The 21,525-nt window shown below is 63.7% G+C and carries 21 protein-coding genes; 12 read left to right on the forward strand and 9 right to left on the reverse strand.

Going from position 1 to position 21,525, the window contains the following annotated elements:
• Window positions 1-84: 84 nt before the first annotated feature.
• From N5A93_RS04450 to N5A93_RS04465, 4 genes are all read left to right on the forward strand, one after another.
• Complete coding sequence (locus N5A93_RS04450) at window positions 85-1,104, forward strand: amino acid ABC transporter substrate-binding protein (protein WP_268953854.1); 1,020 nt, start codon at window positions 85-87, stop codon at window positions 1,102-1,104.
• A gap of 130 nt (window positions 1,105-1,234) precedes the next feature.
• The gene (locus tag N5A93_RS04455) at window positions 1,235-2,503 is read left to right on the forward strand and encodes an amino acid ABC transporter permease (RefSeq protein WP_268953855.1); all 1,269 of its coding nucleotides are present in this window, start codon (window positions 1,235-1,237) and stop codon (window positions 2,501-2,503) included.
• Window position 2,504: 1 nt separating this feature from the next.
• Entirely contained in the window at window positions 2,505-3,860 is a 1,356-nt protein-coding gene (locus tag N5A93_RS04460; RefSeq protein WP_268953856.1) for an amino acid ABC transporter permease, read from the forward strand.
• 15 nt (window positions 3,861-3,875) lie between these two features.
• On the forward strand, window positions 3,876-4,667 hold the full coding sequence (locus tag N5A93_RS04465; protein ID WP_328405003.1) for an amino acid ABC transporter ATP-binding protein: 792 nt from the start codon (window positions 3,876-3,878) through the stop codon (window positions 4,665-4,667).
• A 149-nt stretch (window positions 4,668-4,816) separates the two neighbouring features.
• Here the strand turns inward: N5A93_RS04465 and N5A93_RS04470 are convergent, their stop codons facing one another.
• From N5A93_RS04470 to N5A93_RS04505, 8 genes are all read right to left on the reverse strand, one after another.
• Window positions 4,817-5,293: a SixA phosphatase family protein gene (locus tag N5A93_RS04470; protein ID WP_268953857.1), complete on the reverse strand. Its 477-nt coding sequence runs from the start codon at window positions 5,291-5,293 to the stop codon at window positions 4,817-4,819.
• A 14-nt stretch (window positions 5,294-5,307) separates the two neighbouring features.
• The gene (locus N5A93_RS04475) at window positions 5,308-5,937 is read right to left on the reverse strand and encodes a ferredoxin (RefSeq protein WP_268953970.1); all 630 of its coding nucleotides are present in this window, start codon (window positions 5,935-5,937) and stop codon (window positions 5,308-5,310) included.
• 12 nt (window positions 5,938-5,949) lie between these two features.
• The gene (argB, locus tag N5A93_RS04480; protein ID WP_268953858.1) at window positions 5,950-6,813 is read right to left on the reverse strand and encodes an acetylglutamate kinase; all 864 of its coding nucleotides are present in this window, start codon (window positions 6,811-6,813) and stop codon (window positions 5,950-5,952) included.
• An 83-nt stretch (window positions 6,814-6,896) separates the two neighbouring features.
• Window positions 6,897-7,547, reverse strand: a complete 651-nt coding sequence (yihA, locus tag N5A93_RS04485; RefSeq protein WP_268953859.1) for a ribosome biogenesis GTP-binding protein YihA/YsxC — start codon at window positions 7,545-7,547, stop codon at window positions 6,897-6,899.
• Window positions 7,547-8,293 carry an MOSC domain-containing protein gene (locus N5A93_RS04490; RefSeq protein WP_268953860.1) on the reverse strand — a complete coding sequence of 249 codons (747 nt, stop codon included), beginning with the start codon at window positions 8,291-8,293 and terminating at the stop codon, window positions 7,547-7,549. Before N5A93_RS04490 ends, yihA begins: the two co-directional genes overlap by 1 nt.
• On the reverse strand, window positions 8,290-10,122 hold the full coding sequence (yidC, locus tag N5A93_RS04495) for a membrane protein insertase YidC (RefSeq protein ID WP_268953861.1): 1,833 nt from the start codon (window positions 10,120-10,122) through the stop codon (window positions 8,290-8,292). Before yidC ends, N5A93_RS04490 begins: the two co-directional genes overlap by 4 nt.
• Window positions 10,123-10,242: 120 nt before the next feature.
• The gene (gene ttcA / locus N5A93_RS04500; RefSeq protein WP_268953862.1) at window positions 10,243-11,112 is read right to left on the reverse strand and encodes a tRNA 2-thiocytidine(32) synthetase TtcA; all 870 of its coding nucleotides are present in this window, start codon (window positions 11,110-11,112) and stop codon (window positions 10,243-10,245) included.
• 222 nt (window positions 11,113-11,334) lie between these two features.
• Window positions 11,335-11,895, reverse strand: a complete 561-nt coding sequence (locus tag N5A93_RS04505; RefSeq protein ID WP_268953863.1) for a TlpA family protein disulfide reductase — start codon at window positions 11,893-11,895, stop codon at window positions 11,335-11,337.
• Window positions 11,896-11,917: 22 nt separating this feature from the next.
• Here N5A93_RS04505 and argH point away from each other — a divergent pair, with 22 nt between their 5' ends.
• The 4 genes from argH to N5A93_RS04525 all read left to right on the forward strand — a co-directional run bounded on the left by argH (window position 11,918) and on the right by N5A93_RS04525 (window position 17,508).
• Window positions 11,918-13,309, forward strand: coding sequence for an argininosuccinate lyase (gene argH, locus N5A93_RS04510; RefSeq protein WP_268953864.1), 1,392 nt, complete (start codon window positions 11,918-11,920; stop codon window positions 13,307-13,309).
• Window positions 13,306-13,467: an argininosuccinate lyase gene (locus N5A93_RS04515; RefSeq protein ID WP_268953865.1), complete on the forward strand. Its 162-nt coding sequence runs from the start codon at window positions 13,306-13,308 to the stop codon at window positions 13,465-13,467. The genes argH and N5A93_RS04515 overlap by 4 nt, the downstream gene beginning before the upstream one ends.
• A gap of 125 nt (window positions 13,468-13,592) precedes the next feature.
• A complete protein-coding gene (gene lysA, locus N5A93_RS04520; protein WP_268953866.1) occupies window positions 13,593-14,858 on the forward strand; it encodes a diaminopimelate decarboxylase in 1,266 nt (421 codons plus the stop codon).
• A 37-nt stretch (window positions 14,859-14,895) separates the two neighbouring features.
• Window positions 14,896-17,508, forward strand: a complete 2,613-nt coding sequence (locus N5A93_RS04525) for a TIGR02302 family protein (protein ID WP_268953867.1) — start codon at window positions 14,896-14,898, stop codon at window positions 17,506-17,508.
• A gap of 57 nt (window positions 17,509-17,565) precedes the next feature.
• Here N5A93_RS04525 and N5A93_RS04530 read toward each other — a convergent pair whose 3' ends face one another.
• The gene (locus tag N5A93_RS04530; protein ID WP_268953868.1) at window positions 17,566-18,414 is read right to left on the reverse strand and encodes a zinc-ribbon domain-containing protein; all 849 of its coding nucleotides are present in this window, start codon (window positions 18,412-18,414) and stop codon (window positions 17,566-17,568) included.
• 163 nt (window positions 18,415-18,577) lie between these two features.
• Between N5A93_RS04530 and N5A93_RS04535 the strand changes: the two genes are divergently transcribed.
• The 4 genes from N5A93_RS04535 to N5A93_RS04550 are packed head-to-tail and all read left to right on the forward strand — an operon-like array spanning window position 18,578 to window position 21,486.
• Window positions 18,578-19,255 carry a cell division ATP-binding protein FtsE gene (locus tag N5A93_RS04535; protein ID WP_268953869.1) on the forward strand — a complete coding sequence of 226 codons (678 nt, stop codon included), beginning with the start codon at window positions 18,578-18,580 and terminating at the stop codon, window positions 19,253-19,255.
• Between the two features lie 26 nt (window positions 19,256-19,281).
• Entirely contained in the window at window positions 19,282-20,157 is an 876-nt protein-coding gene (locus N5A93_RS04540) for a cell division protein FtsX (protein WP_268953870.1), read from the forward strand.
• Window positions 20,154-20,888 carry a lysophospholipid acyltransferase family protein gene (locus N5A93_RS04545; RefSeq protein ID WP_268953871.1) on the forward strand — a complete coding sequence of 245 codons (735 nt, stop codon included), beginning with the start codon at window positions 20,154-20,156 and terminating at the stop codon, window positions 20,886-20,888. The genes N5A93_RS04540 and N5A93_RS04545 overlap by 4 nt, the downstream gene beginning before the upstream one ends.
• The gene (locus N5A93_RS04550; protein ID WP_372920973.1) at window positions 20,872-21,486 is read left to right on the forward strand and encodes a pyridoxamine 5'-phosphate oxidase family protein; all 615 of its coding nucleotides are present in this window, start codon (window positions 20,872-20,874) and stop codon (window positions 21,484-21,486) included. Before N5A93_RS04545 ends, N5A93_RS04550 begins: the two co-directional genes overlap by 17 nt.
• The last annotated feature ends 39 nt before the right edge of the window (window positions 21,487-21,525 follow it).

Raw genomic sequence — 21,525 nt, forward strand, 5'->3', positions numbered from 1 at the left:
AACCGCCCCTTTTACAGTATGGCGCGGCCCCTGCTGGCCGCACGAACCGCTTTTCAAAAGGCGGATAATCAGGAAGAGGTAAACATGAAAAAATCCGTAATTCTTGGCGCGCTGACCGTTGCCGGGCTGTCGGCCGGGGCTGCCGCGGCCGCTACCCTTGACGACGTGAAAGACCGTGGCAAGCTGAACTGCGGTGTGACTACCGGCCTGGTCGGTTTCGCCGCCCCCGACGCCAATGGCGAATGGCAGGGCTTTGACGTCGGCGTCTGCCGCGCTGTCGCCGCCGCCGTTCTGGGCGATCCCTCGGCCGTCGAATTCGTGCCGACCACCGGCAAGACGCGTTTCACCGCTCTGGCCTCGGGCGAGATCGACATGCTGGCGCGCAACACCACCTGGACCCTCAGCCGCGATGTCGACCTCAAGAACGAGTTCGTCGGCATCAACTACTATGACGGTCAGGGCTTCATGGTTCCCAAGGCACTGGGCGTCAGCTCGGCCAAGGAACTGAGCGGCGCCACCGTCTGCATCCAGACCGGCACCACCACCGAGCTGAACCTGGCTGACTTCTTCCGTGCCAATGACATGGAATACGAGCCGGTTCCGATCGAAACCAACGCCGAAGGCCAGCAGCAATATCTGGCCGGTGCCTGCGACACCTACACGACGGACGCATCCGGCCTGGCCGCGACGCGCGCCACCTTCGAGAATCCGGGCGACCATGTCATCCTCCCCGAGATCATCTCGAAAGAGCCGCTCGGCCCGCTGGTGCGCCATGGTGACCAGCCCTGGGGCGATATCGTCCGCTGGACCCTGAACGCGCTGATCGCCGCCGAAGAATTCGGCATCACCTCGGCCAATGTCGAGGACATGGCGTCCAACGGTACCGACAAGCCCGAGGTCAACCGTATCCTCGGCGTCGAGGGCACGCTGGGCGAGATGCTGGGCCTCGAGGCCGACTGGGCCGTGAAGGCGATCGCGGCCGGTGGCAACTACGGCGAGCTGTTCGAGAAGCACATCGGCGAGAAAACCCCTGTGGGTCTGGCCCGCGGGCTGAACGCCCAGTGGAAAGACGGCGGTCTGATGTACTCGCCGCCGTTCCGCTAAACGGGATAACGTCAAGGGCGCGGGCCAGACCCCGCGCCCTTTTCGCTTTCGTACCAACGATCGGCCCACGGCGCGCCCACGCGTGCCGCCATAGAAAAAAACCCGGGCCGACAGACGGGGAAGATCCTGGATGACAACATATACCGACCCCCCCAAGGAGTCGTTCCGGCTATCTATGCTCTTGTATGATACCCGGTATCGTTCGATGACGATCCAGATCGTCGCTCTGATGGGTTTCATGTTGCTGGCGGCCTGGCTGATCAGCAACACGATCCAGAACCTTGCCGCGCTGGGGAAGCCGATCGAATTCGGATTTTTCACCGAAGCCGCCGGCTATGACATCAACCAGCACATCATCGAATACGGCAACCAGGACACGCATCTGCGCGCGTCCTTCGTCGGGCTTCTGAACACGCTGATCGTCGCTGTTCTTGGCTGTGTCACGGCCACGATTGTCGGGGTCATCATCGGTGTGCTGCGTCTTTCCAAGAACTGGCTGGTCGCGCGGATCATGACCGTCTACGTGGAAATGTTCCGCAACGTGCCATTGCTGCTGTGGATCCTTCTGGCCATGGCGATCCTGATCGAAAGCCTGCCCCAGCCCAGTGCCTTTCGCGGCGAAGATCCCGCCGCCACGATGAAGCTTTTCGAAAGCGTGGCCATCACCAATCGCGGCCTCTACATCCCCGAACCGCTTTTCTCGCGCTCACTGGGGGATGTCCACCTGCTCGGACAATCCAGCTTCCGGATGGATGTCTCGCTCGATTTCCTGGCGCTTGTCCTCGTGCTTGTCCTGTCGATCTTCGCCACCCGCAAGGTCACGGCGCGGGCCGAGAGGATCCAGAACGCCACCGGGCTGCGACCGACCACATGGTATATCAATCTGGGCCTGATCGTGATCCCTTCGACGATCCTGCTGATCGCTCTCGGGTTCCATCTCGGTTATCCCGAGCTCAAGGGGTTCAACTTTCAGGGCGGCACCCATCTGCGCAATTCGCTGACCGCGCTCTGGCTGGCGCTTTCACTTTATACCGCAGCCTTCGTGGCCGAGATCGTGCGCGGCGGCATCCTTGCCATCAGCCACGGTCAGACCGAGGCCGCATCGGCGCTCGGGATTCGCCCGCAGCGGATCATGCGCCTCGTGGTGCTGCCCCAGGCGCTGCGGGTCATCATTCCCCCGCTGATCTCGCAATACCTGAACCTGACAAAGAACAGCTCGCTCGCGATCGCGGTCGGTTACATGGACATCACCGGCACGCTTGGCGGGATCACCATGAACCAGACCGGCCGCGAGCTGGAATGCGTGCTGCTTCTCATGCTGGTCTACCTGGTCATCTCGCTGATCATTTCGGCGGTCATGAACTGGTACAACAACCGTGTCAAACTGGTGGAGCGGTAAGATGTCAGAGCATAAATTCGTCCGTACCGAAATGCTGCCCGAGCAGACACCGCCGGTTTCCGAGGTGGGCGTCATCGGGTGGATGCGCGCCAACCTGTTCTCGGGCTGGTTCAACTCTATCCTGACGATCCTGTCGCTGCTGTTCATCTATTACATCCTGTCAGGGGTCGTCCCCTGGACGTTCCAATCCGTCTGGAATGCCGGATCGCTTGATGAATGCCGCCAGATCATGAAGGCCACCTGGGGCGAGACCCACGGCCATGCCTGCTGGGCGGTGATCAAGGACCGCTGGCTGCAACTGCTTTACGGTTTCTACCCCCCCTATCCCTATGCACCCGGCGCCACCGTCGGCCTGCCGCCCTCCGACGCCTGGCTGCCGTCATATTTCCGGCCCAACCTGGCGCTTGTGCTGCTGTTCGTCGCGCTTTCGCCGGTGCTGTTCAGTAACGTGTCGCGCAAGCTGCTGATCGTCTCGGCGGCCTATCCGTTCCTCATGCCCTGGCTGATGTGGGGCGGGTCTCTCTGGGTGCCCGTCAGTGCCGCCCTCGGTTTCGTCATCCTGTTCGCCATCCTGAAATACGGGCCTTCGGTGATGGGGTCGCTCGTGTCGGTCATTGTCGCGGTGCTGGCGGCGCTCGCGTGGTGGATGGTGCTGTCGGGCTATGTCACGCCGGTCCTGGCCGATCTCATGCCCATCGGCCTGCCCGAGGTGCAAAGCCGTCAATTCGGCGGCTTCATGCTGGCGGTGCTGCTCGGGGTCGTGGCGATCGGCCTGTCGCTGCCCATCGGGGTGGTGCTGGCGCTCGGGCGGCAATCCGACCTGCTGATCGTCAAATCCCTCTGCGTCGGCTTCATCGAGACGATCCGCGGTGTGCCGCTGATCACGCTGCTGTTCGTGGCCTCGGTGCTGCTCAACTACTTCCTGCCGCCGGGCACGGATTTCGACATCATCGTGCGCGTGATGATCATGGTCACGATCTTCGCCTCGGCCTATAACGCCGAGGTGGTCCGTGGCGGTCTCGCCGCCCTGCCCAAGGGCCAGTATGAAGGCGCCGACAGCCTCGGCCTCAACTACTGGCAGGCGCAGCGGCTGATCATCATGCCGCAGGCGCTCAAGATCGCGATCCCCGGCATCGTCTCGACCTTCATCGGCGTGTTCAAGGACACGACGCTGGTGTCGATCATCGGCCTTCTGGATCCGATCGGCCTGTCACAGGGCATTCGCTCCAATGCGGAATGGAACGGTATCTACTGGGAGCTTTTCGCCTTCATCGCCGTGCTGTTCTTCATCTTCTGCTTCGGCATGTCCCGTTACTCCATGTGGCTGGAGCGCAAGCTTCAGACCGGACATCGTTAAGAAAGGATCACGTCAATGTCTGATCTGGCTACCGATCTCAATATCGACCGCTCCAAAATGCAAGTCTCGGACGAGGTTGCCGTCGAAATCACCGGCATGAACAAATGGTTCGGCGCCTTCCATGTGCTGCGCGACATCGACCTGACCGTCTACGAGGGCGAACGCATCGTCATCGCCGGTCCCTCGGGGTCGGGCAAGTCCACGCTGATCCGCTGTATCAACGCGCTTGAGGAACACCAGAAGGGCAAGATCGTGGTGGATGGGACGGTGCTGTCCAACGACCTCAAGAACATCGACCGGATCCGTTCCGAGGTCGGCATGGTGTTCCAGCACTTCAACCTGTTCCCGCATCTGACCATTCTCGAAAACTGCACCCTCGCGCCGATCTGGGTGCGCAAGGTGCCCCGCCGCGAGGCGGTCGAGACCGCGATGCACTTCCTCGAAAAGGTCAAGATCCCCGAGCAGGCGAACAAGTATCCCGGCCAGCTCTCGGGCGGTCAGCAGCAGCGCGTCGCGATCGCCCGCTCGCTCTGCATGAAGCCGAAGATCATGCTGTTCGACGAACCCACCTCCGCGCTTGACCCCGAGATGATCAAAGAGGTGCTCGACACCATGATCCAACTCGCCGAGGAGGGCATGACCATGCTTTGCGTCACACACGAGATGGGTTTCGCCCGTCAGGTGGCGAACCGGGTGATCTTCATGGATCAGGGGCAGATCGTCGAACAGAACGAGCCCGAGGAGTTCTTCAACAACCCGCAATCCGAACGGACCAAGCTGTTCCTCAGCCAGATCCTCGGACACTGAATCGGGCAGGTTGACCGGCATTGGCGCGGCCCCTTGGGGGGCCGCGTTTTTCGTCATTTGCGGGGTGGTTTTCGGGTTTTGTACAAACCTGTCGCGCAAGGCGTCGGATTTGGTACAAAACCGCCGTACAAAACGGACGATTTGTACGGTCAATCCACCAGTTCGCGCGGCACGATGAAACCCTCGACATGGCCCCTCATGCCGGGGTGCAGCGCGCTCCAGTCGTTGATATCGAAGGTCACGACCAGTGTGGCACCGGTCGGATAATCGGCAAATCTTGCGTGATCTGGTGGGGTGTCCACTATATCCTGTGCAAAATCGCCGATCCCTGGATTATGGCCCAACAGCAGTACGCACGCCCCTTCGCCCTGTTGCAGCGCGCCCAGCAGGTCGTCGGGATCGGCATGATAAAGCGAATCGAGAAACCGCGTTTTCACCTCGAATCCCAGTTGCTCGCAGGTCTCCCGCGTGCGCTGCGATGTCGAGCTAAGTATCTGATCTGGCGTGAAATTTCGATCCCGCAACCATGCGCCAAGCGCCTTCGCCGAGCGTCGCCCACGCCCGTTCAATGGCCGCGCATGATCGTCCAGCCCGGACTGCCCCCAACTCGATTTCGCATGCCGCATCAATATAACTCGTCTCATTTGAACGCCCTCATATGAAATGCCGACTGCTCCTCCCGCCGACCGTGGGATTGACTGACAGGACAGGCCCGCCGCACCAGGCAACCCTTTGACATACATATGTTTTCTGGGTCTTCCAGATGCGCTCGGCATGCGGCCGCATCATAGGGGGCCGGCCCCAGGGCGCCCACCGGGCAGGCGCTCAGGCAGGGTTGATTTTCGCAAGTATCACAAGGGTTTGGCGGTGGATCCGGCAGTTCGATCGCCTCCGCAAAGCCAAGCGCCCCGCGATAGGACACCATCAACCCCGCCACGTCATGCACCAATGGCCCGACCGGCGAAACATGCGCCCGCCCGCTTGCCCGCGCCCATTGCAGAAACGGTTGAAACGGCGGCCCGCCGAACGGGAAAAACGCTTTTGCATTCAATGTGTTGGCTAGTTCCCCGATGATGCGCTCGGACCAGCGATCCAGCGGATCGGCCCGGCCGTCACCATATTCGGGCGACCCCGTGAAATGCCCCCAGAACCCCGGTTCCAGCGGCCCCAGAAGAACCAATGTCTTGAAACCGTCAGGCAGGTCGTGGCTGACGCCGCCGAAGATAGCCAGATGCTGCTTTTCCGCATGCTTTTCAATGTCTTGCAGCATCATGACGAGATCCTATCTTGGCCGGATCAGCGACCCTGCGCCATGCTCGGTGTAAAGTTCCAGCAACACCGCATTCGGCGCCCGCCCGTCCAGAATGACCACCGCGCGCACCCCCCCGTCGATCGCCGCCAAGGCGGTCTCGGTCTTGGGTATCATCCCCCCCGAGATCGTCCCCTCCCGCGTCATCTGGCGGATCTGGTCGGCGGTGAGCTCGGTCACGACCTCGCCGCTATCATCCCGCACTCCGTCGATATCGGTCAACAAAAGAAGGCGATCCGCCTTCAGAGCTGCCGCGATCGCACCGGCCGCGGTGTCGCCGTTGATGTTGAACGTCTCGCCATTCCGGCCCGCGCCAAGCGGCGCGATCACCGGGATCGCGTCGTCGTTGAACAAGGTGTGCAGGATCGAGGTGTCGATCTCGGAAGGATTGCCGACAAGCCCGAGCGCCGGATCGGCCGGATCGCAGGTGATCAGGCTCGCATCCTTCCCGGAAAGGCCGACGGCCTTGCCGCCCTGCGCGTTGATCGCCTGCACGATCCGCTTGTTTACAAGGCCCGAGAGGACCATTTCGACGACTTCGATGGTGGCCTCGTCGGTCACCCTTTTCCCGCCCACGAAATCCGATTTGATGTCGAGCTTGTCGAGCATCTGGTTGATCATCGGCCCGCCGCCATGAACGATCACCGGATTGACCCCGACCTGCTGCATCAGCACCACGTCGCGCGCGAAGGTATCCATCGCCTCGTCGCTGCCCATGGCGTTGCCGCCAAGCTTGATCACGACGACAGCGCCATCATAGCGTTGCAGATAAGGCAGCGCTTCGGAAAGGGTGCGGGCAGTGGCGATCCAGTCGCGGTTCATCTGACGTTTCTTCATCTTGCCGATCCTCAGGTCCAGCGGGTTATCCCCGTAAGCGCGCCCACCTTCAAGAGATTTTCCTGCCCGCGTTGGCGGATCGCCTATTCCAGCGTGGCGATCACCGCGCGCAGCGTGGCGATACCCTCGCCTTTCTCGCTGGAGGTCAGGATCAGTTCAGGGAAGGCGGCGGGGTGCGCGGCAAGCTTGCCGCGCACCTGATCGAGCACCTTGTCGCGCTCGGCGGTCTTGATCTTGTCGGCCTTGGTTAGCACGCATTGAAAGGTGACGGCGGCGCTGTCGAGGAGGCTCATGATCTCCTCGTCCACCGCCTTGATCCCGTGGCGCGCGTCGATCAGCACGAAGGCGCGGCGCAGGTTCTGGCGCCCCGAGAGATACCGCTTAAGCAGGGCCTGCCACGTCGCGACCTTGTCCAGCGGTGCGTTGGCATAGCCATAACCGGGCAGGTCGACGAGGTAGTGATCTTCGCCCAGGGTGAAATAGTTGATCTCTTGTGTGCGTCCCGGTGTGTTCGAGGCCCGCGCGATCGCCTTTCGCCCCGTCAGTGCATTGATAAGAGAGCTTTTTCCGACATTCGAGCGACCCGCGAAGCAGACCTCGATTCGGTCGCTTTCCGGAAGACCGGACATGGCGACGACCCCTTTCAGGAACTCGACCGGGCCGGCAAAGAGCTTGCGGCCACGCTCGGAGATGATCTCGTCTGGCGCGTCGGCAACAGGAAACGGAAGCGCCATCACAGCACCTCGACCGGATCGCCAAGCGCGATCTCGCCGGTTTTGACGACCTCGCCATAGACACCGAAATCCTGATGGCCAAAGCGGTTATTGAGCGTGCCGAGCGTGTCGGCATCGCGTTCGCCGGTGGCCGGATTGGCCGTGGTGGCGAGGCACCGGCGGATCGGTTCGCGTATGGCAAGCTCAACACCGCCGACGCGGATCGACCTCCTGACCCATTCGAATTCCTCCCAGGCGGCGAAGCCCGAGACATGAATATTGCAACGCCAGCGCAGGGCCGAGATATCCTGCTCCATGGTGTCATTCATGACATCGTTTGAGGCGGTGTTGATCAGGCTGATCGAGGGGTAATCCGTGTCGGTCATGCCCCGTCCCTCAACCCGCAGGATCCGCGTCGATTGCGCGCGGTTCTTTGGCATCAGCGGGCGCACCCAATCCAGGAACGCATACTGCTCGCGATCGGGATCGAAGGCGAGGTCGGGTAGCTCCGGATGGCTGAGCGTGACCATGCCTGTGGTCTCGTCGACGCGGGCGTCAATCGCCATCAGCGCACCGACCTTGGCCCCGCTCGAGAAATTGGCGCAAGGGGACCAAGCGCTGTTGTCCGCCTTGGACAGCTCGTGCGCGACGGCCCACCGGCGATCCCATGGCATGGTCCGGCCTTCGGTCATGGTGACCCGTTCAAGGGTCTCGCGCCCATGGCCCTTGATCGGGTGGCGCCAAAGGCCGGTGACCCGCCCCGTCATTTCTGATCCGGCTTCGGCTTGCGCTTCAGGCTGGACAGGATGTTTCCGAGGACATCGGGTTTGTAACCCTGGCTACGCATGATCAGGTATTGCTGCATGAAGGTGATCGTGTTGTTGGCGATCCAGTAGATCACCAGCCCGCTGGCAAAGCTGCCCAGCATGAACATGAACACCCAGGGCATCCAGGCAAAGATCATCTGCTGCGTCGGGTCGGTGGGTGCCGGATTCAGCTTCTGCTGAAGCCACATCGAGACCCCCAGAAGCAGTGGCAGGATACCGATGAAAATAAGCGCCATGATCGAACCGGGTTCAGGCGTGCCCCAGGGCAGGATACCCCAGAAGTTATATATCGAAGATGGGTCCGGCGCCGAAAGATCGCGAATCCAGCCGATCCATGGCGCGTGGCGCAGTTCGAGCGTGACGAAGATCACCTTGTAGAGCGAGAAGAAGATCGGGATTTGCAGAAGGATCGGCAAGCAGCCCGAGGCCGGGTTCACCTTTTCCTTCTTGTAAAGTTCCATCATCTCTTTCTGAAGCCTCTGGCGATCGTCGCCAGCGGATTCCTTGATCTTCTCCATCTGCGGCTGGAGCTCCTTCATCTTGGCCATCGAGACGTAGGATTTATACGCCAGCGGCATCAGCAGCGCCTTGATCAGCAGCGTCAGCGCGATGATCGCCCAGCCCATCGAGCCGACCAGCCCCATTCCGGCGAATGTGGCGTTCAGCCAATGCAGCACGGCGAAGATCGGCTTGGTCAGGAAGAAGAACCAGCCCCAGTCGATGGAGTCGAGAAAACGGTCGATCCCCTGCTCGTTCTGGTAATCGCGAATTGTGTCCCATTCCTTGGCCCCGGCGAAGAGGCGGGTGGAGACGGTGACGATCTCGCCCGGCGCAAGCGTTTTCGTGCTTTGCTTGGCCGTGGTCTGATAGATGTTGCGGCGGGTGTCTTCGAAGGTGGTGAATTGGGCGTTACCTTCGGCAGGTATCAGCGTCGTCATCCAGTAGTGATCGGTGAAGCCGGTCCAGCCGGTCTGGGCAACGGAAACGGGTGTATGCGTGGTGGCAGGCTCGAAATCGTCATAGTCGATCTCGGACAGTTCGCCATCGACCATGCTGATGCCGCCTTCGTGAAGGATGAAGAAGTTCTTCAAATCCACGGGTTCGCCATGACGGGCCAGAATACCGTAGGGCGCAAGCGTGGTATCGGCATTGCCGGTGTTCTCGACCGATTGGGTGATGTTGAACATGAACTTTTCGTCGACGCTGATTTCGCGTCTGAAAATAAGGCCTTCGCCATTGTCCCAGACCAGTGTGAGGGGCGAGTCGGGTGTCAGTTCATCGCCGGACTCAACCTCCCACATGGTGTTCGCGCCGGGGACGGTCTCGGGTGTGAGGCCCTGGCCGGGCGCCCAGCCGAACAGCGCATAATAAGGGTGGCTGCTGCCGACGGGGGAAAGCAGCGTGACGATGTCTGCGTCGGGTTCGAGCGTTTCACGGTAGTTGCGCAGGGCCAGGTCGTCGATGCGCCCGCCTTCAAGCGAGATCGCGCCTTTCAGGCTGGGGGTCGTGATCGGAATGCGCGGCGCGTCTGAGGCTTCGGACTCGGCAGCGGTGGCGGATGCCGCGGGTGCCTCGCCGGTTGCGGCGGGGGGCGCGGCGGTGGCCGGGGCGCTTGCCGTATCGGTCAACGGGCCTTCGCCCTGAACGGTTTCAGGGGCGGTCAAGTTGTCTTCCGAGGGCTCGGGCGGGGGGAACAGGACGAACCACACAAGGATGACGATGAAGCTCAGCGCGGTCGCGAGGATTAGGTTCTTGTTCTGATCATTCATCGAAGGGAGCCACCCGTATGTTTGCAGTCACCGCGGTTCAACAGAGTGAGCGGCCAAAGGTCAAGGGGATTCAGGGAAAACAGGGGCGCGAGTCGTCCCGGGATGAGCGATGAAGGCCATTCAGCGCAAGCGCGGCAAGGCGTCCGGATTGGCATCCTCGGGGGGGGCGCCGCGGGCCAGGCCCATGAAATCAAAGAGTTTCGGGTCGAGGAGATGGGAGGGGCGGGCGTTCATCAGGGCGCGGAACATGACCTGTCGGCGACCGGGAGAGTTGGCTTCCCAGCCGTCGAGAATCTGTTTGACCTGCTGGCGCTGCAAACCGTCCTGAGACCCGCAGAGGTCGCAGGGAATGATGGGGTAATTCATTGATTTCGCAAACTTTTCGCAATCGGCCTCGGCCACGAAGGCAAGAGGGCGACAAACGTGAAGATCGCCCTCTTCATTCAGCAACTTGGGCGGCATGGTTGCCAGCCGCCCGCCGTGAAAGAGGTTCATGAAAAACGTCTCGAGAATGTCGTCGCGATGATGGCCCAGAACCACCGCCGAACAGCCCTCTTCGCGGGCGATCCGATAGAGATTGCCGCGCCGAAGACGGGAACAAAGCGCGCAGTATGTCCGGCCCTGCGGCACCTTGTCGACCACGATGGAATAGGTGTCCTGATATTCGATCCGGTGCGGAACCCCCATTTTTTCAAGGAATTCAGGCAGCACGGTGGCCGGGAAGCCGGGTTGTCCCTGATCGAGATTGCAGGCCAGAATATCGACCGGCAGCAAGCCGCGCCATTGCAATTCATGCAGCACGGCGAGGAGCGTGTAGCTGTCCTTGCCGCCCGACATACAGACCAGCCAGCGGGCGCCTTTTTCGACCATCCCGAATTGCTCTATCGCCTCGCGGGCCTGGCGCACGATGCGTTTACGAAGCTTCTTGAACTCGGTGCCCGAAGGGGCACCGGAAAAAAGCGGATGGATATCTTTTACGTCGTCGAGCATGGGCAGGCTTTAGGGAATTCATGCCCCTGCGGCAAGGATTGCATGCGTACAAAACGTCCGTTTTGTACGCGGGTTTTGTACCGGAACCGGGCGACCGCGCCGAGAACTTGTACAAAACCCGTATCTTGGCCGTTTCCGGGGCTGTAAATGGCCGCGCGATGCCCACCCCCGCAGCGACCGCGACCGACGGGGCGCGGCGGGGCGGGGCAAGGGGCCGTCGAATCAGGACCCGCCCGAGATCAGCGCGGCGAGGATCGCCTTGGCACTATCCGAGTTCCAATGCGCGTCACCCTGAAGGCGGGCGATCTCCTGCCCCTCGGGGTCGAGGATCACGGTGATGGGCAGACCGAAGACGCCCATCTCGCGTGCGATGGCGCTCTTGGGGTCGCGGTGGAGGGGCAGGTTGTCGACGCCGATCTCTTCAAAGAACTTCTTCATTGCCGGGGGCGCGTTGCGTCCGGTGGCGAGGGTCACGACCTCGAAGGTGTCGCCGCCCAGTTCGGTCTGCAACTCGGAGAGCATGGGCATTTCCTTGCGGCAGGGTGCGCACCAGGTGGCCCAGAAGTTCAGCACGACATGCTTGCCCTGAAAGTCGGCCAGTGTGCCGGTGCCGCCATCGGCATGTTCGAAGGGGGTTTGGGATACCGCCTGTGGGCTGCTGTGAAAGGTCAGTTTCTTCATGTCGCCTTCGCGCAGGGCCTCGAGCGCGGAATTATCGGCGATGGCGGCGTTTGCACCGAGTGCGAGCGCCATATAAAGGATGACGAAACGAATGAAGTTCATTTTCCCTCCGAAGGGCTGAGACATGACTGACACGACCTCGAACCAGATGTGGGGCGGCCGCTTTGCCGCCGGGCCGGATGCGATCATGGAGGCGATCAACGCCTCGATCGGATTCGACAGGCGGCTGGCGGCACAGGATATCGCCGGCTCGCGTGCCCATGCCGCCATGCTGGCGGCAACGGGTATCATCAGTGATAGTGATGCCGAGGCGATGAGGGAAGGGCTGCTCACGGTCTTGTCAGAGATCGAGGAGGGGCGGTTCGAATTTTCCACCGCGCTGGAAGACATCCACATGAATGTGGAGGCGCGGCTGAAGGCGGTCATCGGCGAACCGGCGGGGCGCCTGCATACGGGGCGGTCGCGCAATGACCAGGTGGCGACGGATTTCCGCCTCTGGGTGCGCGACCAGCTGGACGCCACCGAAGCCGGGCTGAAGGCGCTGATCGGCGCGCTCCTGGGGCAGGCCGAGGCGGGGGCGGATTGGGTGATGCCGGGATTCACCCATTTGCAGACCGCGCAGCCCGTCACCTGGGGCCATCACATGATGGCCTATGTCGAGATGTTCGCCCGCGATCTGGGGCGGGTGCGCGATGCGCGGGTGCGGATGAACGAATGCCCACTGGGAGCGGCGGCGCTGGCTGGCACCAGTTTTCCCATCGACCGCGAGATGACGGCGAAGGAACTTGGGTTTGACCGGCCTTCGGCGAATTCGCTGGATGCGGTGAGCGACCGGGATTTCGCGCTGGAGTTTTTGGGGGCGGCCAGCATCTGTGCGATGCATCTGAGCCGCTTTGCCGAGGAGCTGGTGATCTGGTCGTCGGCACAGTTCCGGTTCGTGGCGCTGTCGGACCGGTTTTCCACCGGGTCGAGCATCATGCCGCAGAAGAAGAACCCCGACGCCGCCGAATTGATCCGCGCCAAGATCGGGCGGATTTTCGGCGCGAATGTCGCGCTTATGACGGTGATGAAGGGTCTGCCGCTGGCCTATTCCAAGGACATGCAGGAGGACAAGGAACAGGTGTTCGATGCCGCCGACAACCTGATGCTGGCGCTGGCGGCGATGGAGGGCATGGTGCGCGACATGGCCCCGCAGCGCGCCGCGCTGGAGGCGGCAGCGGGCAACGGCTTCAGCACGGCGACTGATCTGGCCGACTGGCTGGTGCGGGTTCTGGGCATGCCGTTCCGCGAGGCGCATCACGTCACCGGCAGCCTTGTGGCGATGGCCGAGGCGAAGGGCTGCGACCTGCCGGATCTGAGCCTTGAGGAGATGCAGTCGGTGCATGGCGAAATCGATGCGTCGGTCTATGATGTGCTGGGTGTGCATAATTCGGTGGCGTCGCGGATGAGCTATGGCGGCACGGCACCAGAACAGGTGCGCGCGCAGATCGCACGCTGGAAGGAGATGCTGAAATGAAATGGATGCTGAGTGTGCTGGCGCTGTCGATGCTGGCGGGATGCGGCGCCGACGGGCCGCCGATCCGCCCGATCAAGAACGAGAACGTCAGCAAGGACGACAGCCGCGCGGACTGGATCAGTGGCCGTGTCAGCGTGCATGCGGGTGCGGCCCTTTAGGGCGTTCCCGTACCCACGTTCGGGCGTGGGTGACACGAGTATTTTCGGAACGATGAAGCCGGGACGATCTGCGCGAAATGGCAGATGTCGGCTTTGTGGGGCGGCATGAAGGCGGGAGCGCAAGCATGGATCATTTTCTCTACCGTGACGGGGCGCTGCATGCCGAGGATGTGCCGGTGGCCGAGATCGCGGCCGCGGTGGGCACGCCGTTCTATTGCTATTCCACCGCGACGCTGAGCCGCCATTTCCGCCTGTTCGACGAGGCGCTGGCGGGCACCGATCATCTGGTGTGCTACGCCATGAAGGCGGCCAGCAACCAGGCGATCCTGAAGACGCTGGCGGCGCTGGGCGCCGGGATGGACGTGGTCTCGGGCGGGGAATATGCCCGCGCCCGCGCGGCCGGCGTGCCGGGCGAGCGGATCGTGTTCGCGGGCGTCGGCAAGACACGAGACGAGATGCGCCAGGCGCTGGAAGGCGGGATCCGGCAGTTCAATGTCGAGAGCGAGCCAGAGATGGCGGCGCTCAATGAGGTGGCACTGTCGCTCGGTCTGCGCGCGCCGATCACGGTGCGGGTGAACCCCGATGTCGACGCGAAGACCCACGCCAAGATCGCCACCGGCAAGAGCGAGAACAAGTTCGGCATTCCGATCGCGAGGGCACGCGAGGTTTACGCCGAGGCGGCCGCCATGCCGGGCCTGGAAGTGGTTGGGATCGACGTGCATATCGGCAGCCAGCTGACCGATCTGGAGCCGTTCCGGCAGGCCTATGAGAAGGTCGCGGAACTGACACAGGTGCTGCGCGATGACGGGCATGACATCAGGCGGCTCGATCTGGGCGGGGGGCTGGGCATTCCCTATACCCGCTCGAACGAGGCGCCGCCGCTGCCCACCGAATACGGCCAGCTGATCAAGGACACGTTGGGGCATCTGGGCTGTGAGCTTGAAATCGAGCCGGGGCGGCTGGTGGCCGGCAATGCCGGGATCCTGGTGAGCGAGGTGATTTACCTCAAGTCCGGCGAGGGGCGCGATTTCCTGATTCTGGACGCGGCGATGAATGATCTCATCCGCCCGGCCATGTATGATGCCTATCACGATATCGTGCCGGTCAGGGAACCCCGGCCGGGGACTGAGCAGGCGCCCTATGACGTGGTGGGGCCGGTCTGCGAATCGGGCGATACCTTTGCCAAGGAGCGGATGTTGCCGCCGCTGGCGGCGGGCGATCTGGTGGCGTTTCGCAGCGCGGGCGCCTATGGCGCGGTGATGGCGAGCGAGTATAATACGCGCCCTCTCGTGCCCGAAGTCCTGGTGCATAAGCAACAATTCGCCGTCATCCGGGCAAGGCCGAGCTTTGACGAGATCATAAATCGAGATACCATCCCCGAATGGCTGTGACGCGATGGGCGCGTCACGCCCCGGAGCAAAACGGAGCATGGCGAGGCAATCCTCACCCCTGACCCCGGTGCTGAACCGGCTGCGGCGGCCCCTGACCCTGACCTGGGCGGGTCTGATCGCGGAGCGGATCGTGCGCGCCTTCTGGCCGTTGTGGTCGCTGGTGGCCGCAGTGGCGGCGGTGCTTTTGCTGGGCCTGCATGACCTGATGCCGCTGGAAGCGGTGTGGGGCGCGATGGTGGTCACGCTGCTGGCGTTCTTGGTGTTCGCCGTTCAGGGCTTTCGGGCGTTTCGCTGGCCCACGCGCGAGGCCGCGCTGGCGCGGATCGATGACAGCCTGCCGGGGCATCCGCTGTCGGCGCTGGCCGATGCGCAGGCAGTGGGCATGGGCGATACCGGGTCCGAAGCGCTGTGGCGCGCGCATCAGCAGCGCATGGCCGAGCGCGCGGCGCGCGCGCGCGCCGTCGAGCCCGACTTGCGGCTGTCGTCGCGCGATCCTTTCGGGCTGCGCTACGTCGCGCTGCTGGGGCTGGTAGTGGCGCTGTTGTTCGGGTCGATCTGGCGGGTCGGCACGGTGGCCGGGATGGCGCCGGGTGGCGGTGCGGCATTGGCAACCGGACCGGCCTGGGAGGGCTGGATCGAACCGCCCGCCTATACCGGGCTGCCGAGTCTCTATCTCAACGATCAGAAAGGCGAGATCGCAGCACCGCTGGGCAGCCGTGTCACCTTGCGTCTTTATGGCGAGGTCGGCGCGTTGAGCGTGGCCGAGACCGTATCGGGGCGCAGTGGTGAACTGGACCCTGCTACGAGCTCCGAGCAGGGCTTTGATATCGCGCATGACGGGACATTGTCGATCGACGGTCCGGGCGGGCAAAGCTGGGAGATCACCGCCCTGCCGGACAACGCGCCAAGCGTGCAGGTTCTGCAAGACGGCGCCGAGACCACCTTTGACGGGCAGATGAGCCAGCCATTCAGGGCAAAGGATGATCACGGCGTGACCGGGGGCAGGGCCGTCTTTCGGCTGGACATGGATGAGCTGGAGCGCCGCCACGGGCTGACCACCGAGCCCGACCCGCGTGAAGCGATCGAACTGGATTTGCCGATGCCGATCACCGGCGACCGGGCGGAGTTCACCGAGACATTGATCGAGAACCTGTCGCAGCACCCCTGGGCGCATCTGCCGGTCACGCTGGAACTGGAGGTGCGCGATGCGCGCGACCAGGCGGGACAGAGCGCGCCAGAAAAGATGAAGCTGCCCGCGCGGCGGTTCTTTGATCCGCTGGCGGCGGCGGTGATCGAACAGCGCCGCGACCTGCTATGGGCGAAGGCGAATGGCAAACGGGTTGCGCAGGTGCTGAGGGCGGTCTCGTATCAGCCCGATCCGGGGCTGTTCCGGTCCGAAACCGCTTATCTGCGGCTGCGGGTGATCCTGCGGCGGCTGGAGACGCTGGTGCGTCATGACAGCCTCGACAGCGAGGCGCAGGACGGGATCGCCGAGGCGCTGTGGGATCTGGCGCTGGTTCTGGAAGAGGGCGATATCGGCGATGCGCTGGAGCGGATGCGCGCGGCGCAGGAGCGGCTGAGCGAAGCGATGAAGAACGGCGCCAGCGAGGAAGAGATCGCGCGCCTGATGCAGGAGCTGCGCGACGCCACCGATGATTTCATGCGCCAGAAGATGCAGCAGGCGCAGCGCGAGAACCAGCAGAACGGCGGCGAACCGCAAGAGATGCCCGACAATGCCATGCAGATGACCCAGCAGGATCTGCAGGACATGATGGACCGCATCCAGGAGCTGATGGAACAGGGCCGCATGGCCGAGGCGCAGGAAGCGCTGGAGCAGTTCCAGCAGATGATGGAGAACATGCGCGTCACCGAAGGTCAGAGTGGGCAGCAGGGCCAGAACCCCGGCGAGCAGGCCATGGAGGGGCTGGCCGAGACATTGCGCAATCAGCAGGGTCTGTCGGATGAAGCGTTCCGCGGCCTTCAGGAACAGTTCAATCCCGATGCGCAGGCGGGCGAAAGCCAGGGTAACGAGGGGCGCGATGGCGGTCAGGGCCAGGGCCAGGGCCACCAGCCGCAGGGCCAGCAGGGCGAGGGCCAGGGCAGCCAGCCGGGCCAGCAGGGCCAAGGCGATGGCCAGCGCCAGGCCGAGGATGGCGGGTCGGGGTCGCTGGCCGACCGCCAGCAGGCGCTGCGCGAGGAACTGGAGCGCCAGAGGGGCAACCTGCCCGGCGGCGGCGAGGCCGGAGACGCGGCGCGCGAGTCGCTGGAAAGGGCGGATCGCGCGATGGACGGCGCCGAACAGGCGCTGCGTGGCGATGATCTGCCCGAGGCGCTGGACCGACAGTCTGAAGCGATGGAAGCACTGCGTGACGGGATGCGCAGTCTTGGCGAGTCATTGGCCGAGAACCAGCAGCAGCAACAGGGCGGCCAGGGCCAGGCCCGTGGTGAGGCCGGTCAGCAGGAATCGGACCCGCTGGGGCGGCGCGCCGGTCAGGGCGGGCAGGTCGGCACGCAGGATTCGCTTTTGCAGGGCGAGGATGTCTATCGCCGCGCGCGCGAATTGCTGGATGAGATCCGCCGCCGTTCCGGCGAGGGCGAGCGCCCCGATGTGGAACTGGATTACCTCAAGCGCCTGCTTGATCGGTTCTGAGGCCGTACGACCGGTCGGACGACCGGACGCGACGCCGCGATCAACCCGCCAGGATTGTCATTGCAGGAAGGACAGGACCGTCTGTTGCAGAAGGATGCGCAGATCGTTCACCGTGTTCACATAGATCGCCATCGGCCCTTCGAGCGCGGGCGAGAGCCCGGCGATTTGCGGCGCGAAGATGTAAAGCAGGGTCAGGATCACAAACAGAAGCACCGCCCAGAGAAACCCGCGACGAAAGCCTCCGCCGCCCGCCTGCCGGGCCAGTTCAGCATCTGTGGTGGACATGTCTTGGTCGCGTTCGGGCGTGTGTTCGAGGGAAGAATTGATCTCGTCGATATCGGGCAGCAGGTTGCGGCGCGAATCCGGGTCGATGTCTTCCTTGGGTCCGGGATCGGTCGGGCTTGGCTCGGGTTCGCCACGCAGGCGGGCCATGCGCGCCCTGGCTTCCTGACCGCGAAGATCTTTGGAGGGTGATTGGGAGTCGAGCCCGAGATCGGGTTGGGTTTCGAGGTCACCGGCGCTTTCGGCGGCGCGGGCCTGGGCCTCGCGTTCGGCCTCTTCGCGCAGAAGGTCGCGCACCGCCGGGTCGATCTCGCGGCGGGGCGGGGTCGGGCCGTCCGCCTCGCCCGTGTCGGGTTGTTCGGGTTCAGGCAGATCGGGCTCGGGCTGCGCGACGGGTTCCGGTTCCGGCGCCGGTTCGGGCTCGGCCTCGTATTCGGCTTCGCTCTCCCATGTGGCGGTCTCGTCGCCGGGTTCGTCGGAAACAGTGGATTCAGGGATATGATCGGGATGGTGCTGGAACCACGTGTCGCCGCAGTTCGAACACTGCACATCGCGCCCCGCTGCGGGGATCACTTCTTCGGGCACCTCGTATTGTGCGCCGCAATTCGGGCAAGTCAGCCGCATATTCCACACCTGTCGCCGCGCCGGCGGTTTTCAGCCTGTCTGTTTTGCATTTACCATAGGGGCTAAAGCCCTGTAGCGAAAGGTCAAACGATTTGGCGCGTGCAAACATTGCACATGTGTGTCCTCTGAGGCATGTAGGGCGGGGTGTGCGGAGGGGACGGGTTTGATCGAGCTTGAGAACGTGGCCTACAGCTATGGCGGCGGTGATCTGTTGAGTGATATCTCGCTGGAACTTCAGCCGGGGTCGTTCCATTTTCTGACCGGTCCGTCCGGCGCGGGCAAGACGACATTTCTGAAGCTTTGCTACGGGGCGCTGACGCCGACTTCGGGCACGGCGCGGCTGTTCGGGACTGACCGGCGCGAGATGCAGCGCGACGATATCGCCATGGCGCGGCGCCGGATCGGGGTGGTGCATCAGGACTGCAAGTTTCTGGATCACATGAGCGTGGCCGACAATATCGCCCTTCCGCTGATGGTGTCGGGGCGCGACCTGTTGAGCGAGGCGGCCAATCTCAAGGAGCTTGTCACCTGGGTCGGGTTGAGCGAACGGGCCAGGGCGTACCCGCCCGAATTGTCGGGCGGCGAACGCCAGCGCGCGGCGCTGGCACGGGCTGTGATCATGTCGCCCGACGTGGTGCTGGCGGATGAGCCCACGGGCAATGTCGACTGGGAGATGTCGCAGCGTCTGCTCAGGCTGCTGATCGAGCTGAACCGCATGGGCAAGACGATCATGATCGCCACGCATGATCTGGCGCTGATCCGCTCGGCGAAGGTGCATGTGCAGGCGCGGGTGCTGCGGATCGCCAACCGGCGGTTGCAACTTGCGGGGGCGGATCTTTGAAGCTTGAGCTTGGCAGGGTAAGCGAGATGTTGGTCGGCGACACGCAGGCCGACCGGGTGGTGCCGCCCACGGGGTTCACGGCGACGCTGACCTTGTTCAGCGCGGCGGCGATGGCGTTTCTGGCGGTGTTCGCGCTGGCGCTGTCGCTGGCGACGGGGCGGCTGGCGGACCGTTGGGGCGATGAGCTGGCGCGCAGTGCGACGGTGCGGATTTCGGCGCCCGAGGGGCAGTTGGCGGCGCAGACACAGGCGGCGCTGAAGGTATTGCAGACCACGACCGGCGTGGCGCGCGCCCGTGCGCTCGACAGTGACGAGCAGCGCGCGCTGCTGGAGCCGTGGTTCGGCCCGGACCTGCCGGTGGACATGCTGCCCATCCCGCAGCTGATCGAGGTGATCGAGGAAGGCCCGGGTTTCGATGCGCAGGGGTTGCGCTTGCGGCTGGCGGCCGAGGTGCCGGGCGCGGTGCTGGACGATCATACCCGCTGGCGGCGGCCGCTGGTCAATGCCGCAAGCCGGTTGCGGCTGCTGGGTTGGGTGTCGCTGGTGCTGATCGGAGCGACGACGGCGGCGATCATCACGCTGGCCGCGAATGCGGCGCTGGCGGCGAATGCGCAGGTGATCGGCGTCTTGCGGCAGGTCGGTGCGCGTGATGCCTATATCGTGCGCGCCTTCGTGCGGCGCTTCACGTTGCGGGCCTTGGCGGGTGCGGGCGCGGGCATGGTGCTGGGTTGCCTGGCCATCCTGCTGTTGCCCGCCGCGCAGGATGAAGGCGGGTTCCTGACCGGGCTGGGTTTCCGGGGGTTGAGCTGGATCTGGCCGCTGGTGGTGCCGCCGCTGGCGGCATGCGTGGCCTTCTGGGCGACGGGCGCGGCGGCGCGCCGGATGCTGAAGGATCTGCCATGAGCCACGCGCTGCAATGGACGCGATCGCTGATTTTCGTGATCAACATCTATGTCATGATGGGTGTCATGGGGATCCTGTTCTTTCCCTGGGCCCTGGTCAGCCGCCGCGGTGCGCTGACTGCTTGCCAGAGCTGGTGCCGCTGGGTGCGCTGGAGCGCGCGCTGGATGGTGGGCCTGCGCACCGAAGTGCGCGGCACGCCGCCGCGCGATGAGGTGCTGATCGCCGCCAAGCACCAGTCGTTCCTGGATATCATCCTGATTTTCGGTGCGCTTCCGGCGGGCAAGTTCATCATGAAGCGCGAACTGATGTGGGCGCCGGTGATCGGGCAATATGCGCTGCGGATCGGCTGTGTGCCGGTCGACCGGGGCAAGCGCAGCCAGGCAATCCGGAAGATGGTGACCGATGTGGCCAAGGGCCGTCAGGAGCCGGGGCAGCTGATCATCTATCCCCAGGGCACGCGCATCGCGCCCGGCGTCAAGGCGCCTTACAAGGTCGGCACCGGCGTTCTTTACCAGGAGCTGGGGCAGGACTGCGTGCCGGTGGCGGCGAATGTCGGTCTGTTCTGGCCGCGCAAGGGTATCATGCGCAAGCCGGGGACGGCGGTGGTCGAATTCCTGCCGCGTCTTGAAAGCGGGCTGGAGCGCGAGGTCTTCATGGCGCGCTTGCAGGACGAGGTCGAGACGGGGTCCAACAGATTGATGCGGGAGGCCGGGTTTGATCCCGAAAATTGAATATATCGGCGATATCGCCACGCTGGAATCGCATTATGGCAAACCGGGCGCCGCCAGCCTGCGCAAGGTGGCGACGCAGCTGACGCCGCTTTACCGCAAGTGGATCGCGGCATCGCGCTATTGCATCATGTCCACCGTCGGCCCGGAGGGCACCGATGGCAGCCCGCGCGGCGAGGATGGGCCGGTGGTGAGTGAACTGGACAGCCGGACCTTGGCGATGCCCGATTGGCGCGGCAACAACAGATTGGATTCATTGCGTAATATCGTGAGCGACGGGCGTGTGTCGCTGTTGTTCATGGTGCCCGGATCGGACACGGTGGTGCGCATCAACGGGCAGGCGCGGGTCACGGCGGATGCGCAGCTGAGGGCCATGTTCAACCGTCAGGGCAAGCAGCCCGCAACGGTGATCGTGATCAAGATCGGCGAGATCTATTCCCAATGCGCGCGCGCCTCGATCCGTGCGGCGATCTGGGGGCGTGACGACAGCAGGGGCCTGCCGACGGTGGGTGAACTGCTGGCCGAGGCGAGCGGCGGCGAGGAGGGCGGCGCGCAATACGATGCCGAATGGCCCGAGCGCGCGATGAAGTCGCTTTGGTGACAGGCGCCGAACGCGGCGTGACTATCTTCACGCCGCATC

It is taken from the genome of Roseovarius salincola (assembly GCF_026891095.1).
Classification (GTDB): domain Bacteria; phylum Pseudomonadota; class Alphaproteobacteria; order Rhodobacterales; family Rhodobacteraceae; genus Roseovarius; species Roseovarius salincola.